This is a genomic window from Streptomyces sp. NPDC048600, from assembly GCF_055587025.1.
In genome coordinates, this window is the sequence record NZ_JBVJGZ010000011.1 from 44,369 (window position 1) to 59,985 (window position 15,617).

Here is a 15,617-nt window from a genome sequence, read left to right on the forward strand (position 1 = left end):
TCTCCCCCCCCCCCCCAAAACCCCCCCCCCCCCCCCCCCTCCTTCCCCCCCCCCCCCCCCCCCCCCCCCCCCCCCCCCCCCCCCCCCCCCCCCCCCCCCCCCCCCCCCCCCCCCCCCCCCCCGAGGCGGCTTCGGCACTGCCGTCGTGGCCTACCTGTGGAAGGCACCTGGCCACGACAGCCGCTAGAAGCCGCAGTAGACCTTGCTTCCGTTGTCGCTGAGGAGGTTGTCACGAACCCACCCGTGGACACCGTCGGTCTGGTTGAACATGTAGGTCCAGGTGTAACCGTCGTTGCCTCTGGTCCAGCAGTGGTAGTCCAGGCGGTCGCCCGATCCGGCGGTCCAGGTGATGGAACAGCCCGTGCTGGAACCGGCGCGCATGTTCGCCCCGCCCCCGGTGGCGTTCCAGGCGCTGCCGTCGATGTCCTCCGCGTGGGCGCCGCAGTAGGCGTGCGCCTCCGCGGTCCCGGCACCGACGCCCGTGAAGGCGGGAACGATGAGTGCGGCGACAGCCGCGAACGCGAGCCCGAGACGAGTGCGAACTGACATGGGTGTTTCCCTCCCCCTGCCCACGAACTCCCGTTCGCGGGCAATGCAATGTGTACGCGAGACGGCGAGAAACATACCACTAGTTGATCATGAAATCAGGGCGACCGGTTTCGCGGGCCCGGCCGTCCGCGGCACGGGCACGGATGCCACTCAACTCGCCTGGATGAAGCAGTAGTTCGATCCCACTCGCCAGGCCGAGCACACCCTGCCCACCCCGGTCGGGCCAGGCCAATCCCGGGTCAGGCGTGCTCGGCGGCGTCCTTGATGCGGTCGGCGAAGGCGGGGGCGTCCTTGCGGGCCGCCGCGAGGGCCAGGGGCGCCAGCAATTTACCCACGCCGTGTCCTTCGAGGTCGTTGTAGACGTGGAGACGGGTGCGCCTGCCGTCGTCGAGCGGGTCGAGGTCGTAGCCGCCCTCGGTGGCGGTGATCAGGTTCTTGGACCGCTCCTCCCAGCGGATGCGGCGCGGAGGGTCGAAGGCGCTGATGCGGAACTCCCGGTCCGTGGTCATCCCCGCGTCCTTGACCTTGCTCCGGTAGACGGTGCCCACATCCGTCGGCCCGTCGGGGGTCCGCTTCATGGACTGGACACGGGGACTGAACTTGGGGTCGTTGGTGCCGTCGGCGAGAAAGGCGAAAACCTCCTCGATGGGGCGGTCGATCTCCACGGTCGCCTCGAATCGGCCCATGATCAGCTCCTTGGTCGTCCCCCGAGCCGTCCACCTCGTCGTCTCCAGGGTCGCAAGATCTTCGCCGCCGGGCCACAGCAGACAATGCCCGTCCCGTTCTCCGGCGCGCGCCGGAGGGTGTTCAGGCGGCGGGCCGGGCCGGGGTCCCGCCCGCCCCGGCGCGCGCCGCCTCGACCGCTTCCCACTGCTCCGTGCTGAGGTTGGCCAGTGCGGCGGGGAAGACGCCGTCCTGTTCCTTCAGGATGTGGGCGCGCAGCACGGCCGCCGCCGCCATCAGACGGTCCGGCCAGGCCGGGTCCGAGGGCGTGGCGCCGTCGGCCGCCTCGGCCAGCACCGCCTCGATACGGCGGTGCTCGGCCTCCAGGGCGGCGATCTGGTCGGGGAAGTCCCCGGCCAGGGCGGGGAACAGGCCGTGCTCCTCGACCTGGGTGTGCGGACCGAGGACGCTCGCGATCTCCCGGGCGACCTCCGCCAGCCGGGCCACTCGGCCGGCCTGGTGGGCGGGCCGGAGGTGGCTGATCAGGCGCACCACCTCGTCATGTTCCCGGGTCAGTTCGTCGATCGTCTCCAGGGCCTGGCAGCCGCAGTACTCGCACACCGGTCGTTCTCCTTTCCTCTCGGCCTGTCCGATGCCTGCCGCTCGTCGTTACGCGCGGGTGTCCGCCGTGCGGTGCCCGTGGCTGCGGCCGGTGCGGGGCTCGCGCTCGCCGCCCTCGACCGCGGCGCGGATGCCGGTGAGGGTGTAGGCCAGCGCGGCGGCCGCCACGATCGCGAGCAGGACCAGTCCGGCCGCGTAGGTCCCGTACCGGCCGTACAGCGAGCCCATCACCAGCGGGGGCAGGAAGCCGCCCAGTCCGCCCGCGGCACCGACGACGCCGGTGACCGAACCGACCTTGTCCGCCGGGGTCAGCAGCGCCACCAGGGCGAAGGTCGCCCCGCTGCCCGCGCCGAGCGCGGCCGCCATCGACAGGAAGGCGATCGTGCCGACCGGTGCCAGGTCCGGGGTGAAGGACTGCACGAGCGCGCCGGCCACGACCACGGACAGCGAGCCGGACAGCACCTTCGCCGGGCCCAGCCGGTCCGACAGCCAGCCGCCCACCGGGCGCATCGCCACGGCGAGGAGCACAAAGCCGGCCATGCGGTTCGCGGCGTCGGCCTGGGTGAGGCCGTAGCCGGTCTTGAGGTAGGTGGGGAGGTAGACCGAGAAGGCGACGTAGCCGCCGAACGCGACCGCGTAGAGGGCGGACGCCTGCCAGGTGATGGGCAGCCGGACGGTGGCGGCCAGCCGGCGGGCGAGCGGCTCCGTCGGCACGGTACGGCCGGGTGCGTCACGCAGCAGCAGCGCGGCGACGACGGCGTACACGGCCAGGGCCGCGGCGGTGATCAGGAAGGGGGTGGACATGCTCTGCGCGTCGACCAGCTTCACCGTGGTCAGGGCGCTGATGGCGGTGCCGCCCATGCCGGCGCCGAAGACACCGATGGCGAGACCGCGCCGCTCCGGCGGGAACCAGGCGTTGACCAGCGGCACGCCGACCGCGAACGCGGTACCGCCGATGCCGAGGAAGAAGCCGCCGATCAGTAGGGCAGCGAGGGAGGAGTGCCCGGCCAGGCCGAGGTAGAGCACCGGCACGATGGTGGCCGCCGAGACGATCGGGAACATGACCCGCCCGCCGAACCGGTCGGTCAGTGCGCCGACCGGGATACGGCCCAGCGAGCCGACCACCACGGGCACCGCGACCAGCAGCGACTGTTCGAACGACGACAGGTCGAGGCCGTCCTTGAAGCGGGGGCCGAGCGGGCTGAGCAGCGCCCAGGCCCAGAAGTTCACCGCGAACCCGACCGTGGCCAGGGCCAGCATCATCCACGCCCGGCCCGACACCGGTGCGCCCGACGGCGAACCGCCGCTCTGCGACTTCAACTGCTGGACCATGCTGTCCGTCCCCTCTTGATCAGGTGGCACTGCGCCACTGGGATCGCCTGCGCGTCGCGGCGTCCTGTCCGCGCGACGGCCGAACGCCATCCCGGATCCACTGTCCGCGTCGGGACCTGTCGCGGGCATGGGCCGACTGTCCCTGCCGACCGCGCCGGACGGTCCCGGATCATGGGTCCGGCCGTCCCCTCGCCCGTCCGTGCCCGCCCGAGTCCGGGTCCCGCCAGTCGGCATCCGCGCAGGTCCGGGTTCCGCCTGTCCGCCCGCCCGTCCGTCCGTCCGTCCGGACAGCGCACAGGCCGGGGTCCCGCCCCGCCAAGGCGCCTGCGGGGCGCGAGCGTCCCGGCCCAGGTCGCGCTGTCGCCCCCGGCGAGGCGCAACCGCCCCGCCCCAGCCGTACCGGCCGGCACAGCGGCCCCACCCGCGGCGCGACGCGCGCGACCGGCCCTACCTCTGTCCCGTGTCCCGGCGGGGTAGGGCCGGTCGGCCCTACCCCGTCGCCGCGGCCCCGGGGGACGATGGGCTGATGTTGCACAACGACGCCTTCCGCGCACTCGACCGGCAGGAGTGCCTGGGCCTGCTCGCCAAGGTGCCGGTCGGCCGCGTGGTCTACACCCGGCACGCTCTGCCTGCGGTCCTGCCCATCAACTTCGCCCTGGACACGGACGACTCCGTCCTGCTGCACACCTCGCCGGACTCGGATCTCGTCCGCGCCGTCGACGGTTTCGTGGTCGCCTTCGAGGCGGACGAGTTCGACGCGGCGACCAGGTCCGGCTGGAGCGTGATCGTCACCGGACGGGGCACCGTGGTGACCGATCCCGCCGAGCACGAGCGCCTGCTGCGGGCGGGCCCCACCTCCTGGATGCCCCTGCGCGACGCGGTGTTCGTGCGGATCGAGGCGGAGATGGTCACGGGACGCGAACTCATCGGAACGCGCGCCGCGCTCTGAGACGCCGTCCGCGGGACGGGAGTCGGCGGAGGCGCCTCGGCGCCTCCGCCTGCCGGTGGAAGGGGTCAGTCGCCGTCGGTGTCGGCCGTCGGCGGTGCCGGGGGACGGCCGGTGACGTGCCCGGGTCCTCGCGGAGTGCCGGCCGCGTCCGGGCCGTAGCCGAACCGGATCAGCACCTGCGGATGGCAGCGCTTGTGCCGTGGCAGGGCCGTCGCGGCCCGCAGGTCGGACCACTCCATCGCCTGGTGCAGCAGCGAGGTGCGCACCCCGTGCGCGGTCGCCGTCAGGAGCACGTACTGCAGGGCCTGGCCCGCACGCAGCCAGTCGTCCCGCCGGTCGTGGGACGTCCACAGCAGGCCCAGCTGGACGTGGCGTTCGAACCACAGGGCGGGCCGGCGGGTCACGGGCACGGGTCCGGTGAAGTCGCGCATCGGTAGCCGCCGGCCCGCGTCGGACGGCCCGAGGGCGGTGACGGGAATGCCGTAGGGCGTGTCCGCGCCCGGGGCGGTGATCCAGGCACGGGTCTCGGCGAGGCGGTCCCGGCGGGCGTGGTTGCGTGCCTCGGCGGCGGCGGTCAGGTTCAGCAGCCGCCGTGTTCCCATGATGTCCGGTACGTGCAGGCGGGCTCCGGCGGCGTGCGCGGCCGACATCATCTCGGCCACGATCGGCTCGGGGACCGGGCGTCCGGTGAACGGCATCCGGCTCGTGTGCCGCCGCGCGATGGCCTCGTACAGACCGGGGGCCGACGCCCGGTCGTCGTCTCCGAGCGGGCCGGTCAGGCGTACGGCGGCCAGCAGGCCGGGCTCGTGCGGGTCCGGCAGCAGCCTCACCTCCGGCCGCCGCCCGAGGTGGAGGGCGGCGAGGCGGAGGTTGAACACCGCCGCGCCCACGGACAGATACTGGGCGCGGTGCATCGGGTCGGTCAGCGGCAGGGTGCGCTCCGGGGCCGAACGGACCTCCAGCACCTGGTGCTCGGGGTCGAGGCGAAAGCGCCAGGGCTGTGTGTTGTGGATCGACGGGGCCGCCACGGCGGCCGCCAGCAGCGCCTCCAGGGTGGCTGCGTCCAGGACGGGTCGGGTGCGCATGATGCCTCCTCCAACTTCTGCTTCTCGTGGCCGCGTTCCGTGTTCCGCGCGGCCGTCGGTCATGTGGTGGGCAGGGCGGTGGCCAGCAGGACGACGCCGAGCGAGCCGACGAGCGAGACGACCGCGAGGACCCTGGCCAGATCGGCGCGGCCCTTGGCGTGGGCGATGCCGTGGCCGGCGGCGGCGAGCATCACCACCACGAACAGGGCGAGTTTGGCCGCCAGGGTGCGGCCGTAGCCGGGTTCGGCAAGGGACGCCCAGGTGACTCCCCTGTGCTGGGCCATGGCCAGGCCGGTGGCCAGTTGCACGGGCAGGAACACCGCTCCGGTCAGCATCCCGAAACGGCGGCCGGCCGCGGCGGTGAAGCGGTCCTTGGCGTCCGGTGCGAGCAGATGGCGGGCCAGCGGCAGGACGACCAGGGAGAGGGCGAGTTGGCCGCCGACCCACAGGGCGGCTCCGGCCACGTGCGCGAAGCGCACCAGGGACCACCAGCCGACGGTGTCCATCAGCCGCTCACCTCCACCGTGCCGTGCGCGCCCGCCTCGGCGTGGCGCATGTCGTGGTCGACGAAGGCGTAGTGGCCGGCCTCGGGGAACGTCGTCTCGACGAAGCCGCCCTGCGCCGGGGCCAGGTCCAGCACCTGCGCGCCGCCCGCGTCCTGGGGCTTCAGCAGGTAGGCGCCTTCCTTGTACACGGTGTCGAAGACGGTGCCGACGACATGGAAGGCGATGCCGTCACCGGGACCGCCGGCGACGACCCAGAAGCGGGCCCGTTCACCGGCCTTCGCCTTCAGGGGCTGACGGGCGTACTGGTTCGCGATGCCGTTGAACACCCAGGCGTCAGGGGTGTTCTGCCGCATCTTCGTCACCTGGGCGGTGCTGCCGGGGGTGCCGAGGTAGAGCTGGGAGGAGACCAGTACGTATTCGTGGTCGGCCTCGGGCAGGCCGGGCGGGTCGATGACGACCGCGCCGTACATGCCGTTGCCGATGTGCTGGAGCATGGGTGCGGTGCTGCAGTGGTAGAGCCAGGCTCCGGCCTTCTCGGCGCGGAAGCGGTAGACCAGGCGTTCGCCGGGCCGGATCGTGCGCATCGGCCCGTCCGGGGCGAGGGAGCCGGCGTGGAAGTCGATGCCGTGGCCCATGTCGTGGTCGTCGTTGACGAGTGTGACCTCGAAGACGTCGCCGACCTTGCCGCGCAGGGTGGGGCCGGGGGCGGTGCCGCCGAACGTCCACATCTGCTGCTTCACGCCCGGAGCGACCTCCACCGTGGTGTGGGCGGCACGCAGTTCGACCTTGTGGACCTTCCCGGCGGGTGCGGGCGCGAGGCGCGCGTCGCGTGCCTGCCAGCCGGTGGTGAAGGGCGCGCCGAGGTCCAGGCCGCTGCCGTCGGGGGCGGAGGCGTGTCCGTCGTGCGCCTCGCCGCCGTCGCCGGAAGAGACGTGTCCCTCGTGCTCGCCGCTGCCGTCGGCGGCCGAGGTGCGTGCGTCGTCGGTCACGACGATGTCCATCGTCATTCCGGCCGCCCGGTGGCCGGGCAGGGTGCACCAGGCCTCGCGGTCCTCGGTGACCGGTCCCAGGTCGAGTTCACGGGTGCCGCCTTGAGCGAGCATCGGGGTGGAGGGGCCGTTCTCGACCTTGAGATCGTGGCGCTGGTCGTCGGTGTTGGTGACCTTCAGCCGCAGTACGGTGCCCGCCGGGACCTCGATCCGAGCGGGGCGCACGCGCATGTCGGCCAGGGTGACGGCGACCGTGCGCGGTGTTCCGCCGCCCGGGCCCGCCGTTCCGCCGGCGCTCGCCGGGCCGCTCGTGTCGCCGCCGCTGTTGGCGACGAGGACGGCCAGCACGGTGACCGCGGCGCCCACGGCCGTTCCCCACACGGCGGGGCGCCGGGCGATGCGGGCCCGGTCCGCGTCCTGGGCGAGACCCTGTGCGCCGCGGACCAGGGCCCACACCACCAGGGCGAGGAACGCCGCCACGGCCGCTCCGGCCAGCAGCGTGCCCACCGGCCCGACAGGGCCGGGCAGCGGCAGCGCGAGCAGGGCGAGGCCGAGGTTGAGCAGGACGAGCCGCGCTGCCCAGCCCCGTTCGAGGACGGCCCGCAGCGCGGCCCGTTCCCCGGGACCGCCGGAGAGCACGATGGGCAGCAGGTAGGTGAGGGCTCCGACGAGGATCTGCCCGACGAATCCGACGAGCAGCACCGGGACCAGGGACCCGACCCCGTCCGCGACCTCGGCGAGCGGCCGTACGGCCAGCAGCGCCAGGTCCGCGGCCACACCGGCGACGAGCCAGCCCATGGCGGCGGCCAGCATCCACGCGGCGGCCGCCGAGATCGCGGGCCGCCGTCGCACCGTCCGGGCCAGGAGCTGTCCCGCGACGGCGACACCGGCCGCGTACGCGGCGACACCGGCGACGGCGGCGGGACGCCATCCCGCGGCCAGTGCGGCGACGGCGGTCAGCAGGCCGCCCCCGGTGAGCATCAGCACCCGGCGCGCCAGGCGTGTGGTGCGCTCGGCCATCCGCACACCCAGCACGGTGGGCCAGAGCATGAACAGCGTGCCGAGGACGGGCAGTCCGATCCAGCCGAGCAGGGTGGCGTGCACGTGGGCGAGTTTCAGTCCGGCGTAGTGCTGTGGGCCTGCCGTGCCGGTGGCCAGCAGCCAGCCCAGTACCGCGCCGACGATCAGGGCCGCGGCACCGGCCCGGTAGTAGTCGGCGATCGGGGCGAGCCGTCCGCCGAGCGCGCCCCGGCCCATGCGGACCAGGACCACCAGATGCGCGCCGACCGCGGTGATCAGCAGCACGCTGCCGACGCCGGTCAGTACGGGCAGATCGGCCCAGAGGCCGGTCAGGACGCCCACGGCGCCGGCGTTGACGCCGGCCAGCCGGGCGTTGCTCCAGCGCCGTTCGGGGAGCCGGGCGTGCAGCATGGCGACGGCGAAGTGCTCGCTCCACACGAGGACGGCGGTGGTGGCGGCGCCGACCAGGAACATGTGGACGGACAGCCAGCGGGCGGCGGGCAGGGTCTGCTGCAGGCTCGCCGCCAGCAGCGCGAGCACCACCCAGGCCGCTACCAGGACATGGGCCGTCAGATGCCGTCGGCGCGGTCCGGACGCCTTGAACCTGGTGGGTGGTCGGCCGCCCCCGGCGGCCCCGTCATCCTGCTTGGTGTACATGGTGCTCCTTGCCGCCCGGTGCGGCGGCGGTCTGGCGGGGACGAACTCGGCCCTGCGTGTCGGGGCCGCCGCCCAGCAGCGCGGCCAGCTCCCGTCGGCGGGGGAAGGACCCGGGTACGTATCCGCACCACGGTTCCTCGGCGTAGGGGTCGCCGGTGACGCCGTAGGCGCGCGAGCGCGAGCCGCCGCAGACCCGGCGGAACTCGCACGCCCCGCAGCGGCCGCCGAGCCGGTCGGCGTCCCGCAGGCCGGTGAAGAGTTCCGAGGTGCGGTAGATCTCCGTCAGCGGTGTCTCGCGCACGCTTCCCGCGCCGAGCGGCAGGAATCCGCTCGGGTGCACGGTGCCGGTGTGGGAGACGAAGACGAAGCCACGGCCCGCGTTGACGTCCAGGGGCGGCCGCCGGACCCGGCGGGCCGGGGTGTCCAGGTTCAGTTCTGCGGTCCGCTCGCGCAGTTCCCGGTACAAGGGGCCGAGACCGAGCACGGCCACATGGTCGTCGCCGGCGGCGGCGAGGACCTGGCGCTGCAGGGCGACGCGGCGGAAGTGGTGGGCCTCGGTGGTCTTGGCCGGCACGGTGAGGCCGACGTCGTACACGAAGTTGAGGACGTCCTCCACCTCGGCGGCTGTCAGCGCGCCCAGGGTGCGGCCGCGGCCGGTGGGCACCAGGAAGAAGGCGCTCCACAGCATCGCCCCGTGCTCGGCGACCAGGCGGACGACGTCGGGCAGGTCGTGCAGGTTGTGCCGGGCAACCGTCGTGTTGATCTGGACCTTCATACCGAGGGCGCGGGCCGCGTCCCAGGCGTCCAGGGTCCAGCGGAACACCCCGGGCACGCCGCGGAAGGTGTCGTGGATCTCGGCGGTCGAGCCGTCCAGGCTCAGCGAGAGCCCGACCGCACCCGCCTCGTGCAGCTCCCGCAGCCGCTCGGCGGTGAGCGTCGGGGTGCCGGACGGGGACACCGCGACCCGGACCCCGGCCTCCTGCCCGTAGGCGACGAGCTCGTTCAGGTCGGGGCGCTGGAACGGGTCGCCGCCGGTGATGACGAACAGCGGGGCGGGCTGCCCGAAGGCGGCGACCTGGCGCAGCAGATCCTTCGCGGCACCGGTGTCCAGCTCGCGCGGATCGCGGCCGGGCACCGCCTCGGCGCGGCAGTGCAGACAGGCCAGCGGGCAGGCCCGGGTGGACTCCCAGATGACGATGAAGGGCCGCTCCCCCGCGTCGTGCCGCTGACGCCGAATGGCATGGGCGGTGGCGTTCATCGCGCGGCCCTGCCCAGCGCCCTGGTGCTGTGTCCGGCCGCCCTGGAGTCAGGGCAGACGAGGCGGGCGGCCGGACGGTGACCGGGCCCAGGGCCCTTCCGGCGGACCTCCGTGCGCGGCACCCACCGTGAGCCGCAGCGGTGGAATCGGCCTCGAGGGCGGTCGACATGGTCGTGCACGGGATACCTCCGGGATCGGTCGCCGTCAGCATCCACCGGCGGCGGTTGTCGGCGCGGCGGCCGATGGTCCAGTCGAGCGGGGCCGTTGGTCCCTCGTCGCGGCGGCGCGACCGGGCCGAACGGCCGGGGGACGGGCGACGGCGTGCGTGGAGGGGCATCGCGGCCGTCGGACGGGCGACGGCGTGCGCGCAGGGCCTCGCGGCGGCCGGGCGTCCCGGGACGGGACGGCTGCCCGGCCCCTCTCCGTGCGCGCCGCCGCACGTTCAGGAACGGTTCGAGGAAGGGGTGGTCAGGGCGTCCGCGGTGGCCACCAGGGCGGCTCCCAGGCCGGTCAGCGCGGCTCCCAGGGCCGTGACCAGGGTGGTGAGGTGCCACGCCTGATAGGCGGACATCAGCGAGGCGCGCAGGGACTGGCCCATGAACGCCGTCTGACGGAGTTCGGCGAGCTTCTCGTCGTCGCTGTCGTGTGCCTCGGCGCTGATCTCCGCGTAGGTGCGGCCGCCCGTGGCGTGGGCGACGTTGCCGTTGATGAACTCGGCGTAGGCGTGGGCCTGCGGACCGGTCTCCACGCGCCGGCCGGCGTAGGAGACAAGGCCGACGGGCAGCCCGCGCTCGGGGAAGGTGATCTTCTGGGCGGCCAGCTCGGTACGGATCTCCTTCCTGCCGCTTCTGCCGCGCCACACCATGACGGGTCCGGCGACTGCCAGGGCAGTGCCGACCGTCCCGAGCAGAAGACCGGCTCGACGATGGGGTCCGTTCATAATGATTTGTCCTGCTTTCTACGATGTGGGGGCGTGGGGCGGGTGTGGGACTGCCGGGGCGTCGCCCAACACCCGCGCCCTGCCGGGAGGTTGCCGGTCAGCAGTGGCTGAGCCGCAGCCGCCAGGCCTCGGGGCCTCGTTCCAGGTACTCCACGCCGAAGACTCCCGGGCTGCGCTGTTCGATCTGCGCGAGCAGGGGCAGCGGGTCGTGCGGGGCGACCAGCACCATCGCGGTGCCCGCGGGAACGGCGTCCAGTGCCCCGAAGACCGTGGCGTGGCGCAGGGCGTGCGGCACGTCGCGCACGTCCAGTTCGGGCTCGGCCGGCTCCTCGGCGCCGCCGCAGCCGCAGACCCCGCCGCAGCCGCCGGTCTCCTCTTCCTCCATGGCCTGTCCTTCCTCGGTGTCCCGGTCCTTCTCGGGGCTCACACCGCTCGTGTCGTGGGCGAACCGCCGGTGCATGTCCGACAGCAGCGCGGCGAGGGAGACCTCCGGCGTCATGGCGAGCAGCGGCAGGACGAGGCCGTTCTCCTTGGCCACGTGCTCCTCGAAGAGCACCTGGAGGGCTCGCGCGTCCGCGGCAGCGCCGGCCGGGTCGGGCGCGGTGCGCAGGGCGTCGACGAGGGCGGTGAGGCAGCGGTGTTCGCCGATCAGGCTCTCGATGAGCAGCCGGGCCTCGGGCCTGGCGTGGGCGACGGGGTAGAGCGCCGCTTCCTCGGCGGCGGCATGCGGCAGCAGGGAGCGGTCGCAGAAGTCCACGAGCCCGGCGTGGATCCGCTCGGCGGCGCCCGGGTCGCGGTCCACGGCGGTGAGCAGCAGGGTCACCCGGCCGGCCAACTCCCCGGCCAGGCGGGCGTGATGCGCTTCGGCGCTCTGGAGGGCCGTGGCGTCCTCGGGGACCGAGGCGAGGGTCAGCACACTCATGATGGTGTCTCCAGCGGGTCACGGACGGCTCGGCCGGCCGGTGCGGATGTGTGGAGCGCACCCCGGGGTGCGGGCGCCGGAGAGCTCCGTAGGCGTCGTCGGGCACCGGGGTGCCACGTCCGGCCGCGAGGAGCGGCCGGACGCGTGAGCGAACCGGGCTCCGCTCGCCGTACGGACCGCGCCCGTGGCCGGCGGGGTCGGGGGAGTTGGCCGCCTGGCGGACGGGAACGCGGTCGTGCGGTCGGGCACGTGCGGTTCGTTCGCCGCCCAGCATGCAACGGGTACCGGGCCCGGCCACCGGCCGACCGGGCCCGAGCACCGGGACCATTGGGCCCTACCCCGGCCCGCCAGGTTGGGCCGGAAGGTCGCCGGGCGGGGACCGCAGGCCCCAGGTGCGGCCGGGGGTGCGGCGCCTAGCTTTCTGGCCATGGAGAACGATCAGAAGGCACGGCACCAGGCACCCCGAGACGGGGAGGGCTGGCCGCTGGCTGCCCGCAGGCTGCTGAACCGCCGTGAGGTGTCCGCCGACGGCCGCGCCGTGTTCGGCACGGGCGATCCGCAGTGGGAGGGCTTCTACCGTGACCGGTGGGCCCACGACAAGGTGGTGCGCTCCACGCACGGCGTGAACTGCACGGGCTCGTGCTCGTGGATGGTGTACGTCAAGGACGGCATCATCACCTGGGAGCATCAGGCCACCGACTACCCGTCGATCGGCGCGGACTGCCCCGAGTACGAGCCGCGCGGCTGCCCTCGCGGTGCCTCGTTCTCCTGGTACACCTACTCCCCCAGCCGCGTCCGATACCCCTACGTCCGGGGCGCGCTGCTGAAGCTGTGGCGCGAGGCCCGCAAGCGGCTGGGCGACCCGGTGGCGGCCTGGGCGGAGATCACCGGCGATCCGGCGAAGGCCCGTGCCTACAAGCGGGCCCGCGGCAAGGGCGGCCTGGTGCGCGCGGAGTGGGACGAGGTGTCCGAGCTGGTCGCCGCCGCCCATGTGCACACCATCAAGGAGTACGGCCCCGACCGGGTCGCGGGCTTCTCCCCGATCCCGGCGATGTCGATGGCGTCGTTCGCGGCCGGTGCCCGCTTCATGTCGCTGATCGGCGGCACGCTGCTGTCGTTCTACGACTGGTACGCCGACCTGCCGGTCGCCTCGCCGCAGGTGTTCGGTGACCAGACGGACGTCCCCGAGGCCGCCGACTGGTGGAACGCCGGCTATCTGATCATGTGGGGCTCCAACATCCCGGTGACCCGCACGCCGGACGCGCACTTCCTGACCGAGACGCGTTACAACGGCACCAAGGTGGTCGCGGTCAGCCCCGACTACGCGGACAACGTCAAGCACGCCGACGAGTGGCTGGCCCCGCACCCGGGCACGGACGGGGCGCTGGCGATGGCCATGGGGCACGTGATCCTGCGCGAGTTCCTCGTGGACCGTGAAGTGCCCTACTTCCAGGACTACCTGAGGAAGTTCACGGACGCGCCGTTCCTGGTGGCGCTGCGCGAGAACGACCGCGGGCTGGTCCCGGCCGGGTTCCTGACCGCCGCCGACCTCGGGCACGACACGGAGCACGCCGAGTCCAAGACGGTGCTCCTGGACGCGGCCACGGGTGAGCCGGTGGTGCCGAACGGTTCGCTCGGCTTCCGCTGGGGGGAGGCCGAGCAGGGCCGCTGGAACCTCGACCTGGGCGACACCGTGCCCGAGCTGAGCCTGCTCGACAGCGCCGAGGACACCGTGGCCGTGGCCCTGCCCCGCTTCGACGAGGGCGGCACGGAGGGCGGCTCGGTCATGGTGCGCGGCGTGCCCGTACGGCGTGTCGGCGGGCGTCTGGTCACCACCGTCTTCGACCTGATGCTGGCGCAGTACGGGGTCGGGCGCCCGGGTCTGCCGGGCAACTGGCCGACGTCGTACGAGGACGCCGACGAGCCCTACACCCCGGCCTGGCAGGAGACCATCACCTCGGTCCCCGCCGAGCAGGCGGCCCGCATCGCGCGGGAGTTCGCCCGTAACGCGGAGCGGACCAACGGCCGGTCGATGATCGCCCTCGGCGCCGGCACCAACCACTGGTTCCACTCCGACACCATCTACCGCGCGTTCCTGGCCCTGCTCACCATGACCGGCTGCCAGGGCGTGAACGGCGGCGGCTGGGCGCACTACGTCGGGCAGGAGAAGATCCGCCCGGTCACCGGGCTCCAGCATCTGGCGTTCGCCTTCGACTGGCAGCGCCCCACCCGGCACATGGCGGGCACCTCGTACTGGTACCTGAACTCCGACCAGTGGCGCTACGAGGCGTTCGGGCCCGACGAGCTGGCCTCCCCGCTCGGCGAGGGCCGCTTCCGGGGCAAGGGCTTCGCCGACTGTCTGGCGCAGGCGATCCGCCTGGGCTGGACCCCCGGTCACCCCGGCTTCAACCGCAACCCGCTGGACCTGACGGACGAGGCGAAGGCGGCGGGCCGGCCGGTCGCCGAGCACATCGTCGGTGAACTGAAGTCGGGGCGGCTGAAGTTCGCCGCCGAGGACCCCGACGACCCGGCCAACTTCCCGCGCGTGCTGACCGTCTGGCGGGCGAACCTGCTCGGCTCCTCCGGCAAGGGCAACGAGTACTTCCTGCGCCATCTGCTGGGCACCGACGCGGCGGTCCGCTCCGAGGAGACTCCGCCCGAGCAGCGCCCGAAGGACGTGGTGTGGCGGGACGAGGCCCCCGAGGGCAAGCTCGACCTGCTGGTCGACGTGGACTTCCGGATGACCTCCACCGGTCTGCTCTCCGACGTCGTCCTGCCGGCCGCGACCTGGTACGAGAAGGACGACCTGTCCTCCACGGACATGCACCCCTTCGTGCACGCCTTCACCCCGGCCATCGCCCCGCCCTGGCAGGCCCGCACCGACTACGACACGTTCCTCACCATCGCCGACCGGTTCAGCGACCTGGCCGCCGAGCACCTCGGCACCCGCACCGACGTCCTCGCCGTGCCGCTGCTGCACGACACCCCGGACGAACTCGCCCAGCCCGGCGGGGTCGTACGGGACTGGAAGACCGGCGAGTGCGAACCGGTGCCGGGCCGGACCATGCCCAAACTCGTCGTCATCGAACGGGACTACGCCGCGACCGCCCAGAAGATGCGCGCCGTCGGCCCGCTGCTGGACACCCTCGGCACCACCACCAAGGGCGTCACCGTCCACCCCAACCAGGAGCTGGACGAGCTGCGGCGGCGCTGCGGCACCGTCCGGGACGGCATCGCCGCGGGCCGCCCGTCCCTGGCCACCGCCACCGACATGTGCGAGGCGATCCTGGCGCTGTCCGGCACGACCAACGGCCGCCTGGCCACCGAGGGCTTCCGCGAGCTGGAGCGGCAGACCGGCAGTGAGGGCCTGGTGGAGCTCGCCTCCGAACGGGAGGCGGAGCGGATCACCTTCGCCGACACACGCTCCCAGCCGCGCGCGGTGATGACGTCGTACGAGTGGTCCGGCAGCGAGACCGGGGGCCGGCGCTACTCGCCCTTCGTCATCAACGTCGAGCACAAGAAGCCCTGGCACACCCTCACCGGCCGGCAGCACTTCTTCGTCCAGCACGACTGGATGACCGAGCTCGGCGAGCAACTGCCCGTCTTCCGACCGCCGTTGAACACGCCCCGGCACTACGGGGACGAGCAGCTGCACGAGGACGGCCGCGCGGAGGTCACGGTCCGCTACCTCACCCCGCACTCGAAGTGGTCCATCCACTCCAACTACCAGGACAACAAGTACATGCTCGACCTGTCCCGCGGTGGCCCGGTGATCTGGATGTCCACCCTCGACGCCGAGAAGATCGGCGTGAAGGACAACGAGTGGATCGAGGCGTACAACCGCAACGGTGTCGTCGCCTGCCGGGTCGTGGTCACCCACCGCATGCCCGAGGGAACCGTGTACATGTACCACGCCCAGGACCGCAACGTGAACGTACCGAAGACCGAGGTCAGCGGGAAGCGCGGCGGCATCCACAACTCCCTGACCCGGCTGCTGCTCAAGCCGACCCATCTCGCGGGCGGCTACGCCCAGTTCACCTACGCCTTCAACTACTACGGCCCGACCGGCAACCAGCGCGACGAGGTCACCGTCATCCGCCGCCGCAGCCAGCAAGTGGAGTACTGA

12 protein-coding genes are annotated in these 15,617 nt (G+C 73.2%); 2 read left to right on the forward strand and 10 right to left on the reverse strand.

Going from position 1 to position 15,617, the window contains the following annotated elements:
• Positions 1-183: 183 nt before the first annotated feature.
• From ACZ6SQ_RS16995 to ACZ6SQ_RS17010, 4 genes are all read right to left on the reverse strand, one after another.
• Positions 184-549 carry an SH3 domain-containing protein gene (locus ACZ6SQ_RS16995; RefSeq protein WP_469562283.1) on the reverse strand — a complete coding sequence of 122 codons (366 nt, stop codon included), beginning with the start codon at positions 547-549 and terminating at the stop codon, positions 184-186.
• Positions 550-788: 239 nt separating this feature from the next.
• Positions 789-1,238, reverse strand: a complete 450-nt coding sequence (locus ACZ6SQ_RS17000) for an SRPBCC family protein (protein WP_469562660.1) — start codon at positions 1,236-1,238, stop codon at positions 789-791.
• A 118-nt stretch (positions 1,239-1,356) separates the two neighbouring features.
• Entirely contained in the window at positions 1,357-1,833 is a 477-nt protein-coding gene (locus ACZ6SQ_RS17005; protein ID WP_469562286.1) for a hemerythrin domain-containing protein, read from the reverse strand.
• A 48-nt stretch (positions 1,834-1,881) separates the two neighbouring features.
• Positions 1,882-3,165, reverse strand: a complete 1,284-nt coding sequence (locus ACZ6SQ_RS17010) for an MFS transporter (RefSeq protein WP_469562289.1) — start codon at positions 3,163-3,165, stop codon at positions 1,882-1,884.
• Positions 3,166-3,691: 526 nt separating this feature from the next.
• Between ACZ6SQ_RS17010 and ACZ6SQ_RS17015 the strand changes: the two genes are divergently transcribed.
• Positions 3,692-4,114: a pyridoxamine 5'-phosphate oxidase family protein gene (locus tag ACZ6SQ_RS17015; protein WP_389334934.1), complete on the forward strand. Its 423-nt coding sequence runs from the start codon at positions 3,692-3,694 to the stop codon at positions 4,112-4,114.
• A gap of 65 nt (positions 4,115-4,179) precedes the next feature.
• Here ACZ6SQ_RS17015 and ACZ6SQ_RS17020 read toward each other — a convergent pair whose 3' ends face one another.
• The 6 genes from ACZ6SQ_RS17020 to ACZ6SQ_RS17045 form a co-directional block, all read right to left on the reverse strand.
• Complete coding sequence (locus ACZ6SQ_RS17020) at positions 4,180-5,199, reverse strand: Acg family FMN-binding oxidoreductase (protein WP_469562292.1); 1,020 nt, start codon at positions 5,197-5,199, stop codon at positions 4,180-4,182.
• Positions 5,200-5,258: 59 nt separating this feature from the next.
• Positions 5,259-5,705: a hypothetical protein gene (locus tag ACZ6SQ_RS17025; protein ID WP_469562296.1), complete on the reverse strand. Its 447-nt coding sequence runs from the start codon at positions 5,703-5,705 to the stop codon at positions 5,259-5,261.
• Positions 5,705-8,371 carry a multicopper oxidase domain-containing protein gene (locus tag ACZ6SQ_RS17030; protein WP_469562299.1) on the reverse strand — a complete coding sequence of 889 codons (2,667 nt, stop codon included), beginning with the start codon at positions 8,369-8,371 and terminating at the stop codon, positions 5,705-5,707. The genes ACZ6SQ_RS17025 and ACZ6SQ_RS17030 overlap by 1 nt, the downstream gene beginning before the upstream one ends.
• Positions 8,352-9,629: a TIGR04053 family radical SAM/SPASM domain-containing protein gene (locus ACZ6SQ_RS17035; RefSeq protein WP_469562302.1), complete on the reverse strand. Its 1,278-nt coding sequence runs from the start codon at positions 9,627-9,629 to the stop codon at positions 8,352-8,354. The genes ACZ6SQ_RS17030 and ACZ6SQ_RS17035 overlap by 20 nt, the downstream gene beginning before the upstream one ends.
• A 442-nt stretch (positions 9,630-10,071) precedes the next feature.
• Positions 10,072-10,569, reverse strand: coding sequence for a hypothetical protein (locus ACZ6SQ_RS17040; RefSeq protein WP_469562305.1), 498 nt, complete (start codon positions 10,567-10,569; stop codon positions 10,072-10,074).
• 97 nt (positions 10,570-10,666) lie between these two features.
• The gene (locus ACZ6SQ_RS17045) at positions 10,667-11,491 is read right to left on the reverse strand and encodes a DUF2249 domain-containing protein (protein ID WP_469562308.1); all 825 of its coding nucleotides are present in this window, start codon (positions 11,489-11,491) and stop codon (positions 10,667-10,669) included.
• A 427-nt stretch (positions 11,492-11,918) separates the two neighbouring features.
• Here ACZ6SQ_RS17045 and ACZ6SQ_RS17050 point away from each other — a divergent pair, with 427 nt between their 5' ends.
• A complete protein-coding gene (locus ACZ6SQ_RS17050; RefSeq protein WP_469562312.1) occupies positions 11,919-15,617 on the forward strand; it encodes a nitrate reductase subunit alpha in 3,699 nt (1,232 codons plus the stop codon).